At 37.8% G+C, this 19,910-nt stretch carries 16 protein-coding genes; 9 read left to right on the forward strand and 7 right to left on the reverse strand.

Going from position 1 to position 19,910, the window contains the following annotated elements; all coding sequences use genetic code 11:
• Nucleotides 1-30: 30 nt before the first annotated feature.
• Nucleotides 31-870: a 23S rRNA (adenine(2030)-N(6))-methyltransferase RlmJ gene (locus G4Y78_RS23780; protein ID WP_163835371.1), complete on the reverse strand. Its 840-nt coding sequence runs from the start codon at nucleotides 868-870 to the stop codon at nucleotides 31-33.
• Nucleotides 871-943: 73 nt separating this feature from the next.
• A complete protein-coding gene (locus tag G4Y78_RS23785; protein WP_163835372.1) occupies nucleotides 944-2,140 on the reverse strand; it encodes a putative manganese transporter in 1,197 nt (398 codons plus the stop codon).
• Between the two features lie 569 nt (nucleotides 2,141-2,709).
• On the opposite strand from G4Y78_RS23785, the gene G4Y78_RS23790 reads away from it, so the two are divergent.
• Complete coding sequence (locus tag G4Y78_RS23790; RefSeq protein ID WP_163835373.1) at nucleotides 2,710-4,866, forward strand: M14 family zinc carboxypeptidase; 2,157 nt, start codon at nucleotides 2,710-2,712, stop codon at nucleotides 4,864-4,866.
• 59 nt (nucleotides 4,867-4,925) lie between these two features.
• Here G4Y78_RS23790 and G4Y78_RS23795 read toward each other — a convergent pair whose 3' ends face one another.
• The 3 genes from G4Y78_RS23795 to G4Y78_RS23805 form a co-directional block, all read right to left on the reverse strand.
• Nucleotides 4,926-6,977 carry a bifunctional diguanylate cyclase/phosphodiesterase gene (locus G4Y78_RS23795; protein WP_163835374.1) on the reverse strand — a complete coding sequence of 684 codons (2,052 nt, stop codon included), beginning with the start codon at nucleotides 6,975-6,977 and terminating at the stop codon, nucleotides 4,926-4,928.
• A 51-nt stretch (nucleotides 6,978-7,028) separates the two neighbouring features.
• Nucleotides 7,029-7,907 (reverse strand): type 2 periplasmic-binding domain-containing protein, encoded by an 879-nt coding sequence (locus G4Y78_RS23800; RefSeq protein WP_163835375.1) that lies wholly within the window; start codon nucleotides 7,905-7,907, stop codon nucleotides 7,029-7,031.
• Nucleotides 7,908-8,030: 123 nt separating this feature from the next.
• Nucleotides 8,031-10,103, reverse strand: coding sequence for a bifunctional diguanylate cyclase/phosphodiesterase (locus G4Y78_RS23805; protein WP_163835376.1), 2,073 nt, complete (start codon nucleotides 10,101-10,103; stop codon nucleotides 8,031-8,033).
• 523 nt (nucleotides 10,104-10,626) lie between these two features.
• Here G4Y78_RS23805 and G4Y78_RS23810 point away from each other — a divergent pair.
• Nucleotides 10,627-11,472, forward strand: a complete 846-nt coding sequence (locus G4Y78_RS23810; RefSeq protein ID WP_163835377.1) for a hypothetical protein — start codon at nucleotides 10,627-10,629, stop codon at nucleotides 11,470-11,472.
• Nucleotides 11,473-11,518: 46 nt separating this feature from the next.
• Here G4Y78_RS23810 and G4Y78_RS23815 read toward each other — a convergent pair whose 3' ends face one another.
• Nucleotides 11,519-12,193, reverse strand: coding sequence for a ParB N-terminal domain-containing protein (locus G4Y78_RS23815; protein WP_163835378.1), 675 nt, complete (start codon nucleotides 12,191-12,193; stop codon nucleotides 11,519-11,521).
• 293 nt (nucleotides 12,194-12,486) lie between these two features.
• On the opposite strand from G4Y78_RS23815, the gene G4Y78_RS23820 reads away from it, so the two are divergent.
• From G4Y78_RS23820 to G4Y78_RS23830, 3 genes are all read left to right on the forward strand, one after another.
• A complete protein-coding gene (locus tag G4Y78_RS23820) occupies nucleotides 12,487-13,080 on the forward strand; it encodes a TetR/AcrR family transcriptional regulator (RefSeq protein ID WP_163835379.1) in 594 nt (197 codons plus the stop codon).
• A gap of 104 nt (nucleotides 13,081-13,184) precedes the next feature.
• Complete coding sequence (locus tag G4Y78_RS23825) at nucleotides 13,185-14,246, forward strand: efflux RND transporter periplasmic adaptor subunit (protein WP_163835380.1); 1,062 nt, start codon at nucleotides 13,185-13,187, stop codon at nucleotides 14,244-14,246.
• Nucleotides 14,224-17,322 (forward strand): efflux RND transporter permease subunit, encoded by a 3,099-nt coding sequence (locus G4Y78_RS23830; protein ID WP_163835381.1) that lies wholly within the window; start codon nucleotides 14,224-14,226, stop codon nucleotides 17,320-17,322. Before G4Y78_RS23825 ends, G4Y78_RS23830 begins: the two co-directional genes overlap by 23 nt.
• A gap of 112 nt (nucleotides 17,323-17,434) precedes the next feature.
• Here the strand turns inward: G4Y78_RS23830 and G4Y78_RS23835 are convergent, their stop codons facing one another.
• Nucleotides 17,435-17,812: a SpoIIAA family protein gene (locus G4Y78_RS23835; RefSeq protein ID WP_163835382.1), complete on the reverse strand. Its 378-nt coding sequence runs from the start codon at nucleotides 17,810-17,812 to the stop codon at nucleotides 17,435-17,437.
• An 86-nt stretch (nucleotides 17,813-17,898) separates the two neighbouring features.
• Here G4Y78_RS23835 and G4Y78_RS23840 point away from each other — a divergent pair, with 86 nt between their 5' ends.
• From G4Y78_RS23840 to G4Y78_RS23850, 4 genes are all read left to right on the forward strand, one after another.
• Nucleotides 17,899-18,333: a universal stress protein gene (locus G4Y78_RS23840; protein WP_163835383.1), complete on the forward strand. Its 435-nt coding sequence runs from the start codon at nucleotides 17,899-17,901 to the stop codon at nucleotides 18,331-18,333.
• Nucleotides 18,334-18,678: 345 nt separating this feature from the next.
• Nucleotides 18,679-19,089 (forward strand): GNAT family N-acetyltransferase, encoded by a 411-nt coding sequence (locus G4Y78_RS23845; protein ID WP_163835384.1) that lies wholly within the window; start codon nucleotides 18,679-18,681, stop codon nucleotides 19,087-19,089.
• Nucleotides 19,090-19,313: 224 nt separating this feature from the next.
• Nucleotides 19,314-19,442 (forward strand): hypothetical protein, encoded by a 129-nt coding sequence (locus G4Y78_RS31440; RefSeq protein WP_268935015.1) that lies wholly within the window; start codon nucleotides 19,314-19,316, stop codon nucleotides 19,440-19,442.
• An 88-nt stretch (nucleotides 19,443-19,530) separates the two neighbouring features.
• Complete coding sequence (locus G4Y78_RS23850; RefSeq protein WP_163835385.1) at nucleotides 19,531-19,839, forward strand: PepSY domain-containing protein; 309 nt, start codon at nucleotides 19,531-19,533, stop codon at nucleotides 19,837-19,839.
• Nucleotides 19,840-19,910: the final 71 nt, after the last annotated feature.

The following is a 19,910-nucleotide window of genomic DNA, read 5'->3' on the forward strand; positions in this document are numbered from 1 at the left end:
TACAACAATTAAAGCATAGTCACTTTTACATCAATCTAAGCCATGAGTAGTCAAACTTATTTTAGCTTTTGCATCTTGACCAAGCAGCTGCTGAAGTACAGGTAAACATTGGGCCAATTGCTCGTTTAGCTGCCATGGCGGATTAATCACAAACACCGCACTCCCGTACATCCCTCCCAGATCTTCATCTCTTACTTGTAGGCTGGCATGCAAATAACGAACGGATAGTTGCTTTAGTTTGCGTTCCATTGTTTGAAGCTCTGGCCTTGCTAATAATGGATACCACAGCAGATAAACACCCGTAGCAAAGCGTTTTATTGCCTGCTGTAACACTGATATTACCTGCTGATAATCCTGCTTAACTTCATAAGGTGGATCGATTACCACTAATGCTCGTCGTTCTTGAGGAGGAAGTATTGCCGTTAGACGCTCAAAGCCATTTTCCCTTTGTACCAGAATACGCCGTTCACCTCTAGACCAACCTTTCAGCAAGTCAAAGTCTTTTGGATGCAGCTCGAAAAGCTGGAGCCGATCAGCCGATTTCAGCAAATGCCTGGCAATGGCGGGAGAGCCAGGATAATAACTAAGCGAGTTATCAGAGTTATTGGCAGCGACAACCTCAACATAGCGTGCCAGTGGTTTAGGTAAATCATTTTGCAGCCAAAGCTTCCTGATACCTGTTTCATATTCTGCATTTTGCTGGGCATAACCTTGTTGAAGTGCATACATCCCTGGGCCGGAATGGGTGTCGATATAACACAGAGGCTTATCCTGCTTTTGCAGTAAGTGGTCTAATATCAAAACTTCAGTAAGATGTTTGAGCACATCGGCATGGTTGCCAGCATGAAAGGCATGGCGATAACTAAGCATAAAGGCGCTTCACTGTTAAAAGCGCCAATTCTAATCGTGAAAACCTGATAAAGCACCTACCCTGGTGCTTTATTTACTCAAAGATAACGAAATAGCTGTGAGCAGCAACCACTGCAGGAATAGTAGAGTATAACGTTGCCATTATTGCTGCTTTAGGTGCCAATGCAATGGCTGGGAACAGCGCATCACCATCATTACTAATAGCATTCCCTACCTGCGCAGACATCGGAATAGCTCCGCTGATATATAAGCTGGTTACTAAGATTTGCGGACCACAACCCGGTAATAGCCCAACAACCACCCCCATTAACGGCATTAACAGTGCCCAATCAGAAAATACTGACGCTAAATTAATATCAAGCCAATATACAATCAGCTCAAAGATTAAGAAGGCTGCAATTACCCAACTGGTCACAAAGTTGGTATCTTGAGCCACTCGCTGAAATAAGGCAGCACTGTTGGCTTTAGGGTCTTCAGCAACCGCAGACTCATAATCAGTTATATCGCGCGTGGTTGCCCATAACACAATGGCTATCATTGCCGCAACGGCCCCTAACACCGCAGAGGAACCTTCGCTGAAACCAAATAACTGGTCAGTATCAATTTGAAATGAACCTAAAATGGCAAACACCATGGCAGGTAATAGCATCCACTGCCAGAACTTTCCCTGTAACTTGATGACTTCTCGGTTACATGTATTTGCTTTACTACAATCACTCTGTACTGTCTGCGCTTTTAACCTAGGACGCATAAAATCAGCCCCATGGACTCTGTCTACTAGCACCCCAGAAACAAAGCCCACTACAAAACCTAAACTCACGATGAACAACCCATCAATTGGCCTGCTAGCTAACAATAAAAATGCCGCGTCGCCCATAGTGGCAGTCAATACTGCCACTACCCCACCAAAGCTTAAATTGCCTTTTACATATTGAGTAACAACTACGATTGCCCCACCACAACCAGGTAAAGCCCCCATAAAAGCAGCAAACAACACCTGTAACGTATTACTATTAGCCAGCTTAGCCTTAAAAAGGCCATTATTATCAAAGCGTTCTGTTAAGTAATGGAATAATGCTAAAGTAGCCGCTACATACGCTGCCACTTGCCAGAATGCATCAGCTAGTACACCAATTGTTAGTTCCCGCGTGTTATCACCAGCAAGCAATAAAGCAAACAAAACGGTCGGTAATAACAGGCGCTTATTGGTTAGCTGCCAACCTTGCTGAGCAAATGAATTGCGTAACCCTTGTTGTAATTGCATGAACATCGCCAGACCTCCCGTGATGCGCTATATCATTAGTGTAAGGAAACCCAGCCAATAAATGAAAATGATAAGTGTTATTAAATAAATAGTTAAAAACTATCAGCGCCACAGTTCATTGGCTACATATCTAAAATTAAACACAGACTGAACTTATACATAGATACAAGATTTCAACTTAAAAAATGGGTTTAGGAATAAGCGAGTAATACAACAATTTCTAGAAAAAATACTCAAGAATGACTCTATTATTATTTGAGTAAAATAATAATAGAGTCATTAGATAATAATAAAAGCAAACTTTCACTAAACCAGAAAAAATCAGACATATTTTGTAGCCAATACTACAAACTAAATACACAAGCCCTGCGTTCTTTATCACATAACAAAACAAAAAGTCATTTACTAATTTAGTTAATGAAACAGTTAAATATCTACCCTGCTACAGCAACATATAATTAAAGAACAGTTAACAACCTATGTATTTAGCTGCATATAATAAGCCGACCTATTAAAGTCGCTTTATTTACGAAATTAATTTCAATTATTAGCTTATATTTTTAGTAAGGAATTCCATGTTAAAGAGTACACTTGCATCGGTAATTGGTCTAACGATAGGTATTTCCAACTTAACAGTTGCTACTGCTAATGATGAGAAAAACCCTGAGGCAATTACTTTCATTGAACAAGAACAAACGGCTCTATCTAATACATATAAAGTAACCTTTGCTAACGAAAAAATATTTAATAAGGCGAAATTAAGCTATCATGCTCAAATGCTTGAATCAAACGATAAGTCATTTAGCTTAATTTTAGAACTTTCCCCTGATGATAAAAAAAGATTAACCGATTTAGCTAAACAACAAAATTTTAAAGTTAATATAGAGGAAGCAACACAGTGGATTGAAAACAGAAGGCGTAAGCTAGAAAAAATAAAGAATAAAATGCAACAGCCTTCTATATCTTTACGATCCGGTTTAAACGAACAAACGGATGGTATCCCCAGCTATCAGTGCTATGAAACTGTTGAAGAAACTCTCTCCGAAGCTCAGCAAATCGCCAGAAACTTTCCCTCAATCGCTCAATGGTTAGATGTAGGTGATTCCTGGGAAAAACAGCAAGATCCAACAAAAGGCTATGATATAAGAGTATTGAAGCTAACCAACAAAAAAATCGGCGGCAACAAACCTAAATTATTTTTAAACAGTGGTTTGCATGCAAGGGAGTACACGACTGCTCCACTAGCACTGGCATTTGCACGACACTTAACCGAAAATTATGGTAAAGATGCTAACATCACCTGGATACTAGACCACCATGAAGTTCACCTCATGTTGCATTCTAACCCTGATGGCCGTAAGTGGGCTGAGCAAGGTTTATCCTGGCGCAAAAATACTAATAACAACCACTGCACAAATACAACCAGACGAGGCGTTGACCTAAACCGCAATTTTACTTACGGCTGGAATAGTGTTGATGGAGGATCAAGTGATAATCAATGTGAAATTACCTACCACGGTACAGAAGCAGCATCGGAGCCAGAAACACAAGCCGTACAAAACTATATGAAACAGCTTTGGCAAGATAATCGCGGCCCAGGAAAAACCGACAAAGCACCTGACGACACCAGCGGTATTTTTATTGATATTCATAGTGCTGCCGGCTTAGTACTGTGGCCTTGGGGTGATTCAGTCAAACCTGCACCTAATGGGACAGCTCTTGAAACACTAGGACGTCGTTTTGCTTGGTTTAATAATTACAAACCCCAACAGGCTTCTACTGGTTTATATCTAACAGATGGTGCCAGTGACGACTTCGCCTATGGTGAACTTGGAGTAGCAGGTTTCACCTTTGAATTAGGTAAACAATTTTTTGAGCCTTGCCAAGAATTTGAAAATAAAATTAAGCCCGACAATCTAAAAGCGTTACTTTATGCAGCTAAAGTTGTCCGAGCACCCTATAAAATTCCTTCAGGCCCTGAAACACTCAATTTAACCCTTAGCTCTGATAATTCCGAAGTTGAAGCTGGCACTCAAGTTAAACTAACTGCTCAAGCAACTGATGCTAACTTCAACCAAATAAATGGCCAGGTAGACACTCAACGTGTTAACGAAGCCCAATATTCAATTGATACTCCTTTCTGGACTGCAGGTCACACAGCAGTGCCGCTAGAGATAACAGGAAGACGAGATAATATTAGTGGCACTATAGACACCACTGGTTTAGAGCCTGGACGACATATAGTGTATGTAAGGTCAAAAGATAGTAGTGGTATCTGGGGACCGGTCAGTGCCGAATTTTTAAAGATTAAAGAAGGCAGTACCAACCCCGATGATGATGACGATAGCAATAATAATGGTCAATATGTTTATCAGGATCATAAAGCCTACGGCATTAAACCTGGTAAATACGAATTCAGTAGAGGGCTTGATATACCAAATAATGCACCAAATTCAAAATCAGCCGTTGTTCGCTTTACTGTCAAACATCGAGACCATAGTAAGCTAAGAATAGCCTTAGTTAGCCAAGCGACAAGAACAGGCTACTTTATCATGAGAAATGATGGCGATAGCTCAGATGGTATACAAAAATCCTATACTTCCACTATCCCTACTAACGTCCTCAGCACATTAAAAGGAAAAAATTGGCAACTTGCTTTTAAAGACACATCTGACAACTCAGAGCCTGTCACTGGAATTATTATCAGCTGGTCAATTCAGCTAATACCATAATCAATTACCATAAACTTGTAGCACATGTCGCTCTAAAAGACATGTGCTTCTTTATACACTTATATACTGGCCTGTCTGGTAGACGGCAACTCATCTAATTTCAAGTCCACTGTTCCACCACACTGGTCCATCCACTCTTCAAAATCCTGGATGCTCATCGGTTTGGCGATATAATACCCTTGAACAATATCGCACCCTTCTCGCTCAAGAAACCGATATTGCTCTTCGGTTTCAACACCCTCTGCTATTACCTCAAATCCCAAACAATGAGCTAAACGAATAATAGCTGAGGACAATGCCGCGCTTTTACTATCAGCAGGTACTTTTGTAAGGAAGGAACGATCAAGCTTTAATGTATTAAATGGGTATTTTTGTAAATAGCTTAACGATGAGTAACCGGTACCAAAGTCATCTAATGATAGTTTAATACCTAATGATGCCAATTTTAACAAATTTTCTACTGATTTATCACTTTTATCTAACAAAATTCTTTCCGTAACTTCTACCTCAATAGACGAGCTTTTCATATTATACTTTTTCATTTGTTTGGTAAGACGCTCAACAAAGCTAGCTTCTCGTAACTCACGTGCTGAGATATTTATTCCTACCTTAAATTGCCCTCCCCAAGTCAACCCCCATTTAACCGCAGTTGCTAGAACCAACTCAGCCACTTGATCACCTATCACAACAATTAAACCATTTTCTTCAGACAAAGGTATAAAACTATCTGGAAGTGTTATTCCATCTTCATTGTTAAACCATCTGACCAGTGCTTCAGCTCCTATTACTTTTTTATTTTTAATGTTTAACAGGGGCTGGCAATATATTGTAAACTCTTGCTTAGAAATTGCTGTTCGTAATCTTGAGCTCATTTCAAGCCTTTTTTCGGCCCAGGTATTCATTTTTGATTCAAAGTATCGATGACAATTTCTTCCTGCCTTCTTAGCACTATATAATGCTATATCTGCATGTTTGATCAGTTCTCTAACAGAGCTTCCATCTACTGGATAAAGAGATATTCCTATACTTAACGACACATAAACTGTATGCTCAAAAATTTGCAATGGCCGCAAAAAGCATTCCTCCAGCTTATCAAGGACAATTTCAATTCCATTAGGTGCATTCAAGTTGGTTAAAATTAATAAAAATTCATCACCACCCAATCTACATGCAATATCTCCTTTACGCACAGTATCATGAATGCGTTTCGCAGCTAATTTTAAAAGTTCATCACCAAAGTCATGACCAAGCGTGTCATTAATATCCTTAAAATGATCAATATCCAAGTAAATAACCGCCAAAGAATGTTTAAATCGTTTTGCATGAATCAGCAGTAGTTCCAACTTATCTAGAGCATACTTACGATTAACGAGCTTGGTTAGTGAGTCATAGGTAGCCTGTTCAAATAATTTTCGTTGATCTTCTTCTCTTTTGCTAATCTCTTCTTTTAACTGCTTTTTCATATGTGTCATTGCTTTGAGTAGCTTAGATAATTCATCACTACCTATAATGTCTTTACTATCAAAATCTTGCTTTTCAAGATTAGTCAAACTATCTAGTGAGAAAGAATCTGCGAAATCAGTTGCTTTATTTACCCTAGAGATAATCAATTTATATATAAAATATAAAATAAAAGCAGAAACCAAAAAAGTTTTTATAGCCTGAGACGAAGCAATAAAAATTGATTTATTTATTAATCTCTCATAAACATCAGCCAAGTCAACAACAACGGTTAATACACCAACATTAACTGCATTCTTTCCTGTCATATAGTCAACTTGATAAACTCTTTCTTTAGGATATTTTATTTCCTTTAAATTACTGACCGTGAACTCCGTTTCTTCATTATTAATAAACTTTACATAAGCAACATCTGGTAATTGTCCAATTCCTTCAATTGTCACCTTCAAAGCATCAAAACTATAATCCCAAGTTTGCTTGGCAATTGATGAAACATAGCTTCTTTCTATATTATCTAGCCGCTCATTAATGACACTCAAATCTGCGTTATAATCAGAATATACTTGCGCACAAATTATAACCAAAGTAATTGCAGAGCTAATTAACAAAATATGAGCTAAAGTTTTTTTTGCCAGTGATTGACTACGCATAGTAAAGCTTATCTTTAAGATACATCCTTTTTGTTATTAACAACCCTATTTTTACATTTTTTCAGAAAATGGATCATAGAAGTACTGACGGTACTGATTAGACTCAATACCTTTTAGGTTAGGATTTTCAATCCAATAAATTTTCCGCGCATGCAACTTCACAAACTCAATACTTTCTTTATAATATTTTGTCCATAACTCTTTTAATGAGCCATCTTGATAAGCAGCAATTAGTCCTTTATAAACCCGCTCAATAGCATCACTATTTGACTTATGGGTATAAAAAAAACGTGGTAGAGGATAGGCTATAGACATTGAAGTATCATATGTTAAGTCTTTAATATGCTTATATGAATTATACTCATTAAGTAATTCATTAGCCCCACGACAGAATAGGTCAAAACGATTTGCAGCAACCAAATGAAAAAGGCTTTCATAATTAGAAATAGTCATAACCTTCATGCCACTATTTTGAAGAATTACAGTATCTGCCCAACCTACTCCTTGACCATGTGAAAACTTGCGTAATTCATCAAATGTCTTTGCGCTGGCGACCTTGTCTTTAATTGTCTCAGAAAGAAAACAAACTCGATATCCAACAATACCCAGATCAATGGGGAAAGGAACATAGGCTAGATCCTTTTCTTTAAGTTCTTCATCATAAGACTGCTTAAAAAAAAAGTTCTGGTATTGATTGAGTTGAGCAGAGCGCATTGCTCTAGCAAAGTTCATTACAGGACTTGGTTTTAGTATATACTCTCCATATTCCTTTTGGGTTTTCTTCAAAGCAAGCTCCAAAGCAGAGTTATCGTAGTTGAACCGTGTATCTTTTCCACTTTCTGGCGCTCTAAATGTGAAAATAGTAGTTGAAGCTATCACCTGCCCAGATATAAGTATAAAAAGCAATAACACAGAACAAATGCTTATCATCTAATTCACCCTAAATAATTAGATTTATATACACGCCCAAACTTTCATCAGCAAAGCAAACACCATCTCTATTCAACTATAGTTTAGGTAAGCAAATAGGTAGCAATATACAATTTACAACTACTACATACTTGCTTGTTTAGTATGAGTCACTTCTTCAGATTTAATATCGACCACCCCATTACAGAGGTCCATCCATTCTTCAAATTCTTGTATACTCATAGGTTTAGCTATATAAAATCCTTGAACAATATCGCACCCCTCTTGCTCAAGAAATTTATACTGCTCTTCAGTCTCAACTCCCTCTGCTATTACCTCAAACCCTAAACAGTGTGCCAGTTGAATAATAGCTGAAGATAATGCCGCGCTTTTCGTATCAGCAGGTACTTTTTTAAGAAATGACCGATCAAGTTTCAATGTATTAAATGGATATTTTTGTAAATAGCTTAACGATGAATAACCGGTACCAAAATCATCTAACGACAACTTGATACCAAGAGATGATAATTTTAATAGGTTTTCTACTGATTTATCATTTTTATCCAATAAAATTCGTTCTGTTACCTCTACTGCAATTGAGGATTGTTTTATATTATATTTTTTCATTTGCCCAGAAAGTCGTTCAACAAAGTTAGCCTCTCTCAGCTCTCTTGCTGAAATATTTATCCCTACCTTAAACTGCTCTCCCCAAATCAAACTCCACTTAACAGCAGTTGCCAAAACCAGCTCAGCCACTTGATCACCAATCGCAACAATTAAACCATTTTCTTCCGATAAAGGAATGAACTTATCTGGAGGAGTTACACCTTCTTCTTTATTGAACCATCTAATAAGCGCCTCAGCACCTACTACCATTTTATTATTTATATTTAATAACGGCTGGCAAAAAATAGTAAACTCTTCATTAGAAATCGCTTTACGCAACCTTGAGCTCATCTCTAACCTTTGCTCAGCCCAAGTATTCATTCTTGATTCAAAATATCGGTGACAGTTTCTCCCTGCCTTCTTAGCACTGTATAATGCTATATCAGCATTTTTAATTAGCTCTTTAACCGACTCACCATCTGTAGGGTAAATAGATATTCCAATACTTAAAGATGCATAAATAGTATGCCCTAAGATATTCATCGGCTCAGAAAAATATTTCTCTAGTTTTTCAATAACAATTTCAACGGCATTTGGAGTATTCAAATTAGCCAAAATAAGCAAAAATTCATCGCCTCCTAATCTACATGCAATGTCTCCTTTACGTACAGTATCACGAATACGCTTTGCTGATAATTTTAATAACTCATCACCAGCATCGTGACCAAGTGAGTCATTAATATCTTTAAAATGATCTATATCTAAATAAATAACAGCTAATGATTGTTTATATCGTTTTGAATGGATCAGCAGCAACTCCAGTCTATCAAGAGCACATTTACGGTTAACAAGTTTTGTTAATGAATCATAATTAGCCTGTTCAAATAACTTTTGTTGATCTTCCTCACGTCTACTGATTTCTTCCTTAAGTTGTTTTTTCATACGATCCATCGCTTTCAACAACTTAGATATTTCATCATTTCCAGTGATATCTTTAGTATCAAAATTAGACTTATCAACATCAGTGAGGCTTTCCAATGAAAACGAACTTGCAAAGTCCGTCGCCTTATTCACCCTAGAAACAATCAAATTGTAGATAAAATATAAAATAAAAGCTGAAACTAAAAAGGTTTTCACTGCTTGAGACAATGCAATAAATATTGACTTATTAATCAGGCGGTCATAAACATTGGCCATATCAACAACTACTGTTAATACTCCAACATTAACTAAGTTATCCGCTGATCTATAGCCAACCTGATATACCCGCTCCTTAGGATACTTTATTTCATCATCTTCTTGTGTAGAAAATTCTCTGTTTTCTATATTAACAAACTTCACAGAGGCCACATCCGGCAACTGGCCAATACCTTCAATAATCACATTCAATGCTTCAAAGTTATATTCCCATGCTTGCTTAGCAATGGTGGACAAATAACTTCTTTCTATATTATCTAGTCGCTCATCAATTACACTTAAATCTGCGTGATAATCTGAATATATTTGCGCACAAACAATAACTAAAGTAATAACAGAACTAATCAGTAAAATATGAGCGAGGGTATTTTTTGCTAACGACTGATTCTGAGTAATACGTTTAGGCATTAACATAATTGATCAGATCTACTGCAAGAGAACAGCACAAAAGGACAATACAGATATATCATAGTTGTATCAAATATCTTTGCCACTTGTTCATATTCTAAAAGTGAATGGAAAACTGCTTAAATCTATTACTTCCATATAACAGATAGAGATTTATCACCAAAACGAGCTAACCATTCTCGAAAATCCTAATGAATTAGGTGTTATCTACAACAATTATAATCGCTGTTAGCAGCTTTCGCCGGTTATGTTCAGGTAAGAGAACATCGCTGTTCGCTAAGTACCAATATTTAGCTGATCTAACAGGCTTTTGTTTGGTTTCTAGAGTTTCTTTTCTATCAAACCAGTAAACTATTACAAGAGGTACCCTTATACAAGTTCTATGAATAACTGCTCAGAGTATAAATCAAGCCATTTTAGGAAAAACATAGTCTAGAATATGAAAAGTAAACTGCAATTTTACAAGATAAGGTGCAGCTCTCCTATACCCATCAGATGTGGATAACCAACCGCAGCCATAGGAACTGATATGAAAAATGTAGCTTATGTAGTCAGCTGCTTATTAATGCTGGCGCCAATATCAATTTTTGGTAAGACCTTGGTTAAACTGACGGCTCAGCAAGAGATTATTCAAGGATACAGTGAACTCACCAAAAATAAAGAGTGCCATCAAATTACTGATTTTACTAATGTACCTCATAGAGGAATCGTAGAACTGATTTTCACCTGCAAAATATTACATGATATTGCCACTATTGAGTTAGTGAAAGCCCCTAATTACTCACGCAGCTTAGCTCTTGTTGCTGAAGGGTATGCGATGATGCCTGTAGAATCCATCTGGAAGGTAGAAGTTCCTAAAAGTGGATTTTACGTCAGTGAACCAGTAATAGAGGAAGGTGAATTTGAAGTAGGCTTATATACAACACCATCAAACAAGGCGGTACAGAATATAAAGTCTAAAAATGATTTAAAAGACTTTTCAGCAGTTTCATCAGAAAACTGGAAGATAGATTGGCAAATTCTTAACAGTCTCAATCTGAAAAATGTTTATTCTGTACCAAAACTCGAACAAATGGCCATTATGGTTGATAATAATCGCGCAGATTTTTTACTTTGGAAATTTTCCGGCAGAGATGATCTCGCATCTGATGTGGCAGGTTACAACTTGATTCCAGTTAAAGGTGTTAAGATTGCTTTAAAAGGAAGTCGCCATTTTATCATTTCAAAAAAACACCCTGATAGTGAAAAGATCTTTCAGACCCTTAATATGGGTCTGAAAAAAGTACGTGAAAGCAGGGAACTCCAAGAAGCTTTTTATCAATCTGGTTTTTTCAATAAAAGAGTTAAAGATTGGATAACATTAAATTCTGATTAATATTTACCGTATCCTTCAATATATTACCTCTGGATTTGTTTTCTCTTCAAGGTTTAATCCGGTCTTTGGCTGCCAATGTATCAATATATCGGGTTTGATCCCAACTACCATTAAATGCAGGAAACCCTATCTTCTTTAACCGCAAGATAATTTGCTTACCAAGCAAACAGGCAGCAACAAAACGATGTTGACCATCTTGTATATATAAGGCTTTATCTTTTGGATTTTGCCATACATCAATAATAATTGGTTTAGTTGAGCCATTAAGGTAATGCTTTTTTTGTTCAAGCACATAGGGAATAACTGCTTCTTGAGCAGGCTTGATATCAGGAAAGTCTTCTGGCAATGTAGTCCTTGCCACCACATCTCCTACACCAGTTGTATTGAATAACAGCTTATTGAAGCTAACACTTTTTAACCGACTATTATCAGCTGATACTAAGTCAGCTATCAGGCATCTAAGTGTGCTTTTGGGATTGGTCTTACTTATTTTATTTTCATTTTTACGAGATACAGCAGCTTTGTTATATTTACTAATCTTGTCTTTTATTAAACCAGTATATTTCTTATTTCGACTCCCATGCTGTTTAGTATTTATGATTTCCTTTAATGGATTCTCCACTTTACTACTATTATTAACACTCCCTGTATCGACACTACCCATTTCAATACAGTAGCTATTAACACAATTAATATACGACTGATCAATTGAAGTTAGCATGTACGTCCTTATAATTATTATCTAATTTAAATAAAATATTTGATATATCATGCTACTGTTGTTTAATTCAATCAAGCTTTTACTTTTGCCTATTTTTCTGCAAACTAAATCCCACTATTACAATGTAATAATTCTCTTAGTTGTAAGGTACTCTAGTGCCCTCTTTATTACATTAATGCGAAAAATCAGATATTTTATGATATATTGGTTTGAATACGCGCTAACAAACTCGTTGACCGCTTAGTCGGTGAAACCTACAATGGTTTTTTAACATATTATAGTTATGAAAGCATATGTCACTTACGCGTAAAGCTTCAGCAGAAATTACCCGACAAAATATCATTCAGGCTGCATTTGAAATTGTTGGCGATTCAGGCTACGAGGCTCTAACCACCAACGGCCTAATTCAGCGGGCAGGTATAGCAAAAGGCACGCTATACCACCACTTTAAAAATTTAGATGAAGTCATCTATGCAATGATTAGCAAAATTGTTGAAGATTGCATGAACAGTGTGCCAATCAAACAATTTAGCTCTATGCGTGAATATCTCTATGCCATTGGTGAATACCAGCTTGACTGTTTTTTTCAGGATTCTCGACTGATCAATACGGTTTATGGTTTTCTCCCAAAAGGCATGCAAGACCCACAATTTCGTATTCAAGCACAAGAATTATTAGATGGTGTATGCGCCCAGATATCCCCAGCCATCAAACAGTTTTACAGCAACAAGGTTAGCGATGAAAAAGTGACCAGAGCAATACGCATGGTGGACATATTCAGTATCGGCTTTGGTGTGCATCAAACCATTTATCAAGATAAGCAACGCTATCAAGCTATCTGGCAAGACTTTGTCGATATGCTAGAGGATTACCTAAACAGACCCTAACAAACTACCTCACAGGGTGAGGAAATTAGCTACCAACCTATTGACCGACTGGTCGGTCGGTGTTAACGTCATTGCAATGTCTTCGTAAAAGAGCAGGCTTTAACATGAGATTTTCTTCATTTATTCTCCAAGCTTGTACCATTACATGGCTTGCCTTTGCGAGCCAAGTTGGTTGGTCGGATACCCCTACCCTGGTCAGTGCAAAAGCCGTACATCAATTACAGTTTTATCCAACCCAATCTGCACCAGCCAAAGTCGTTGCACTTAATAAAAGCCTGATACCTGCAGAAATTGCCGCCCGCTTAACTCATATGCCAGTCAATGTAGGTGACTCTGTAAACAAAGGGGACCTACTGGCTACCTTAGACTGTCAACAAACCAAATTAAATCTTGAAACACAACAAGCTAAGTATGCTCAACTAAAAAATCAGCTGGCATTTAATCAACGAGAACTTTCACGCAGTGAAAAACTGGCTCGACAGAAAAATATTGGTGAGGCAGAGCTAGATCGCAATAAAACCAATGTAGTGGATATTCAATCACAATTAGAAGCGCAACAAGCTGCTTTAGCCATCGCTAAATTAAATACCCAACACTGCCAAGTGACTGCCCCTTTTTCTGGTCTGGTGACTAAGAAAGTAGCGAATGTTGGAGAAATGCTAGCCATTGGCACACCCATTATAGAATTGTTGCAAACCAATCATGTAGAAGTTTCCGCCCAAATAGCGTTAACTGATGAAAACTCATTTAAACAAGCATCATCCTATACACTAAAAACCAATGGTGTACAGTATCCGTTAAAATTACGCTCTTTTTTACCCTTTATTGAAAACAGTACGCGAAGTCGCGAAGCACGCTTAGTCTTTAACACTAAAAGCACTCTTATAGGCACCACTGGTCGCTTATTATGGCAAAGCCCTACCCCTCACTTACCTGCGCACCTACTGCAAAAGCGTAATGGGAAATACGGTGTGTTTATTATTGATGATAATAAGGCACAGTTTATTCCTGCAAACCAAGCGCAGGAAGGTCGTCCAATTCCTTTAAATATTGATGGTAACCATTTAGTGATAATTGATGGCCGCCATGGCCTTATAGATGGACAATCTATTAAACTGACCAATACCAAGGAGCACAATAATAATGTGGCTTCGCAGTTTAATTGAAAACCACAAGTTAACTAACCTACTGTTTGGGCTAGTGTTGTTAATGGGGTATTTAATTTATCAACAACTGCCCAGGGAACAAGACCCTAGTATTAATTTTAACTGGGTGCAAATCACCACTCTGCTGCCAGGTGCTTCAGCAAAAGATATCGAAAAAAAAGTCACTGATATTCTCGAAGAATCCTTAGAAAAAGTACAAGACATTAAGTTTGTCTCCAGCACTAGCCGTGAAGGCGTATCCAGCATTTTAGTGCGCTTTCAAGACATCAGCCAACGGCTTTTTGATAAGCGGATGGCTGATCTCCGGCGAGAAATTAACAATGTTGAAGATGAGCTACCCGAAGAAATTGAACGCCCTAACATTGTTGAAATTACTTCAGCCAATGCATTTCCAACCGCTACTGTGGTAGTTGCAGGCCCATCCGATGATGAAAATTTACGCCGTCAGGCTAGTATTTTAGAAAATGAGCTAGCCAGAATACCAGGTGTTGATAGAGTACAATTGACTGGAGAAAAAGACCCCGAAATACAAATTCGATTCGATATCGATAAAATTCAGCTGCTAGGTATTTCACCCGTTACTATTGCTAACTCCATTCGCAATTTTTATTCTGACATATCAGCAGGCAGTGCCCGTATAGGTAAAGATCAGTGGTTAATTCGCATTGAAGGCACCACCACTAATCCAGATGAACTGGCCAAATTACCTATTCTCACTAATGAAGGCAGTTTATCAGAAATCCGTTTAGGAGATGTTGCTACTGTAGTACGAGCCCGCGCAAAAGCAGATCGGCTCGTTCGCTTTCAAGGTCGACCAGCTGTCATGTTTGCCATCATGAAGCAAGAAAGCACCAATACCCTAGAGCTGGTTGAACGTATTGATCAATTTGTGCAACAAAAAAACACTTATGCAGAAGAACTTGGGGTGAATATCAGTTTAATCGATGACCAAACTCTGATTACCCGTAATGCCCTTAATATTATGCAGAACAATGCATTACTGGGTTTAATTTTCGTACTCTTTGTTTCCTGGGTATTTTTGGGCTCACGCATCAGTCTTTTAGTAACCATTGGTATTCCCTTTACCTTAGCGGGCACATTTATTACTTTAAATATTCTTGATCAAACCCTAAATACCTCAGTGTTATTAGCCATTGTTATTGCCTTAGGGATGTTGGTTGATGATGCAGTAGTCGTTGTAGAATCTATTTACAGTAAATTAAGGCAAGGAATCACCGGCATAGAAGCTGCCTGGACAGGACTATTAGAAGTTATTAGCCCAGTTACTGCTTCTGTTCTCACTACTATTGCTGCCTTTTTGCCTCTTATGTTACTACCCGGCATTTTAGGCAAGTTTATGATGATTATTCCGTTGGTAGTAACAACCGCCTTAGCTATCAGCTTAATCGAAGCCTATTGGATGCTGCCAGGCCATATTCTGGCAGCCAAAGTCTCATTCGCCAAACCATCAAAAGTAGATAAATACCGACAACGCTTTATTCATAAGTTAAAAGTGTATTATGGGTTTGCCTTAATAAAAATTATGCGACACCCAATAAAAACACTAACGACACTAGTATTACTATTTATCTTATCACTATCTGCAGTGATGAGCGGTTTAATCAGAATGGACTTCTTTGCAGCAGATACCATCCGTCTGTTTTACATTAATGTTGAAATGCCCACGACTAGTTCACTGGATGAAACCATGGAGAAGGTGTTAGAAGTGGAAAAGCTCGCATACCAAGACTTATCTACTGAAGAAACACGCTCAATTGTAAGTTATTCTGGCCAAATGTTTACTGAAACAGCACCCTTATTTGGCGAGCATCTAGGGCAAATTTTAGTCAGCTTAAAACCACCTGCTGAAGGATTTCGTAGTGTTGAACAAATAATTGAGGACATGCGTGCTGATGTTGCAACCGTGGTTGGCCCCACCAATATCTCCTTCCTGAAATTAGCAGGAGGCCCACCAACCAGCAAACCAATTAGCGTTAAAGTCAGAGGAAAAGATTACAACGAATTGCGACAAGCCACTGATGCTCTAAAAACATTTATGGCTAATGATAATCGGTTTCGAGACATTTCTGATGATGACAGCCAAGGGCGTTACGGGTTAACGTTAAAATTAAACTATGATGCTATCAACCAATTAAACATTCGCCCTGATGATATTTATCGCACTGTGAGAATGCTGATTGATGGTGAAATTGTCAGTTATGTTCAGCATGAAGGCGATCAAACAGCCTTACGGCTCAAGTCAACAGCTGCTGTGAATAATCAGTTTCATGATACTGAAGCCCTATTAAGGCTCTCAGTGCCAACACCAACAGGGAATAATGTACCACTTAGAGAGTTGGTTGTTATTAATACCGAACAAGTGAAAGGCAATATACGTCACTATAATTTCTTACGCACCATCACCTTAGAAGCCGATATAGATAAATTACGCATCAATACAGTTGCTGCCAATGAACTTATTAAAGGCCATTGGCCAACCATTGCTGCAAACTACCCGAATGTATCCTTGGATTTTTCTGGCGAGCTGGATGACATACAAGAGAGTATTGACGCAATAGCCATGCTGTTTTTACTTGGAATTGGCTTAATGTATTTAATTTTAAGTACTCAATTCCAAAGTTATTTCCAACCCTTAATGGTGCTTATTACAGTCCCCATGGCATTTGTTGGGGTAGTATTAGGCTTGCTGGTTTCAGGTAATCCCCTCAGTTTATTTACCATGTACGGTATTGTCGCCCTGGCGGGTATAGCAGTTAATGCAGCAATTGTATTAATTTCCACCGCTAATAATAACTTAGCCAAAAACATGAGTTTAATGCATGCTACTTTCTATGCTGCCCGAAGAAGGATGTTACCTATTATTATTACCACACTGACAACTATCGCAGGGTTATTTTCATTAGCCGTGGGCTTGGGTGGCCACTCACTGATATGGTCACCAGTTGCTACCGCTATTGTATGGGGTTTGGTTTTTTCATCATTCTTAACACTATTTATAGTGCCAGTCTTATATCAAATGTCGATGCAACGAAAAGCTAAAAAGCAAATAGTTTAGTTCTATACCCAATACGAATGGTTTTTAGGTGAGGCCATCGAGTAACGATGCTCCATGAGCCTATAAATAATAGGTGATTGGGGTGAGGAATGAAGATAACAAAACCTAGAAATCATTCGGGAAGGGTATAACTGCTTACCCAGCTTTTTGCCTCATCCAACTTATTAAAAGGGTAAACTACTACTTCAGCCTTAATAAAGTGAGCACCTAAATATCTAGCCAAATCAGCAAGATGGCTATCCGTACAAATTGCCACTTTTCTTACCAATTGATGATGATCTCTAACAAACTTGATATGGGAGATAAAACCCGAAAAGCTCTCCCAACCAGGAAATGACTTAGAGTGGATTAATAGTCCTTTTAACTCACCACTCTTTTCAATCATTGGATCAATGGTATCAGCAATCCGTTTAAAATCCTCTGCAGATAATGCTCCATGTGGCTCCAATATGGCAATACCCGCGTTCTCATCAACATCAATTGATATCATTATTAATTTCTCCACTCTCCACTTTATCCAAGATTACACTATAGTGTACCTATAGTCTTTTAACCCCGTTAGGTGAGCTTTTCTCTATGAACTTACTACAACTTAACAGCATCATTGTTCCAGTAGACTTCTCTGAAGAGTGTGCAGAAGCTGTCAATGTAGCCCTAGAGCTTGCAGAAAAACCCACCAAGGTTACCCTCCTACATGTGAAATATCCAGCCAGTTACATTAATGCCGGTACCGCTTATGTACACATTGATGAAGAAAGACATAAACAAGAAGTTGAAACCGGCCTGCAACAATTTATTCTTCGGCATGGCTGGCAAAATATTGAAAGTATAGTATTATCAGGTGACCCTGGTAATGAAATTGCAACTTACGCTGAAAAAAATAATGCCAGTTTAATTATTATTCCCACTCATGGTTATCATGGATTTAAACGACTCATGTTAGGCTCAGTCGCTGATCGAGTAATTAATTTAGCCTCTTGTCCTGTCTTAATACTTAAGCGTAAGGATTAAATTACAAAAATTATCGTTTAAATTAATAGAACTAGATCTTGCTTTACCAATTAACTATTTTCAATATTTTCCTCAACCCCAAGATCATAATACACTAATTTTGTTGTACTAATTTGAGCAATTTATTGCCCAAAGTTTTCACCATCAGGTGATATAGCAATACAAGACTATAGTAGTAGTTCTTAATATGGACATTGAGTGTAAAACCGTTTTACTATGCTTTCTAAAGATTACTTTCTATGACGACATGATCAAGATAGTCAATCATACTCTCGCAGCTTTTATCTTTGACTTAATATATCATTATACAACCAGAAACGGACTACAGTATTGAGGTAATAAAAAGTGCTAACGATTTGTCGCATTACCAGGCAACAACATGAAGAGGCTTTTAGTCTTATGCGAGAACTGCGGTCAGCATTAGAATTTGAGGCTTTTGTAGCGCGCCTGGAAAGGCAACAACAACATGGCTATGAGCTACATGGTGCAATTGAAAATGAAATTGTTGGACTCATTGGCTTTCGAGACGTTGAAACCATGGCTAGAGGGCCACATATTCACGTTGACGATCTGGTGATTTCAAAAGCCCAAAGATCTGCTGGTATTGGCAGAAAGCTAATGGAATATGTTGAAAGCATTGCCTCTGAAAAAAACCTTGGGGGCATATTTTTAGACAGCCGTTTAGATGTAGTGGATTTTTACAAGGGCCTAGGCTATGAATTCCATAAAGCCCAACTTATGTGTAAGCGCTTTTAAGCCTTACACATACTTTGAGTGTGATGTATCGCTAGCAAGCTGTATGTTAAACTTAATATTTACTTGCTTTTTCACCAATTTTTTCCTTGTCTTTGGGCTACTCATAAGATTTCCTAATTATTTGGACAGAGTTAACTCTTCCAATTAAAGTGAAAGCAGCCGGTCTGTCTTATAACCAGTTAGAAAAAGTATTTCTTTTGTGGAGAGATGAGGAGGGATATTATTTGGCATTCAGTCTGCAAACTCCAGATGACGTAGTAGAACGCGCAACAGTTGCACTGACCCAAATCAGAGATGAAGGACTAATAGAGTCTGTTGCAACAAAGTATTTAAAAAGATATCAAGAAGAGTAAAAGGGCTTAAGGTTGAATTAAGCTTACTACTCTATCATCTCTCTCCATCAACTAACCCATGTTATTTATATAGATGGAGAATATGATTATGAAACCAATGCTAGTCGCTTTTATTTCAGTTTTTGCTGTTTCTAATGCTTTCGCAGATATCAATATCAGCCCACAACAAGCAGATCAATTGGTACAAACAGGAAAAATCAAGCCACTTACTGAGTTAGAAACCACAGCAAAAAACCAGGTAAAGGGCACAACTGTTATTTACTCTAACCTGGAGCAAGACGATGATACTGGCGCGTATGAATACGAAGCCAAAGTGCAGGATGCACAAAACATCTTATGGGAAGTTCAAATCAATGCCCAAACGGGTGCTGTTCTAGAAGTAGAAAAAGATGATTAACTTTTCTTACTGATGTCGATTTTTCATAAAATAACCAGGCCTAAAGCCTGGTTATTTATTTTTGATTTAAT

Origin of the sequence: Spartinivicinus ruber (assembly GCF_011009015.1) — a bacterium.
GTDB lineage: Bacteria > Pseudomonadota > Gammaproteobacteria > Pseudomonadales > Zooshikellaceae > Spartinivicinus > Spartinivicinus ruber.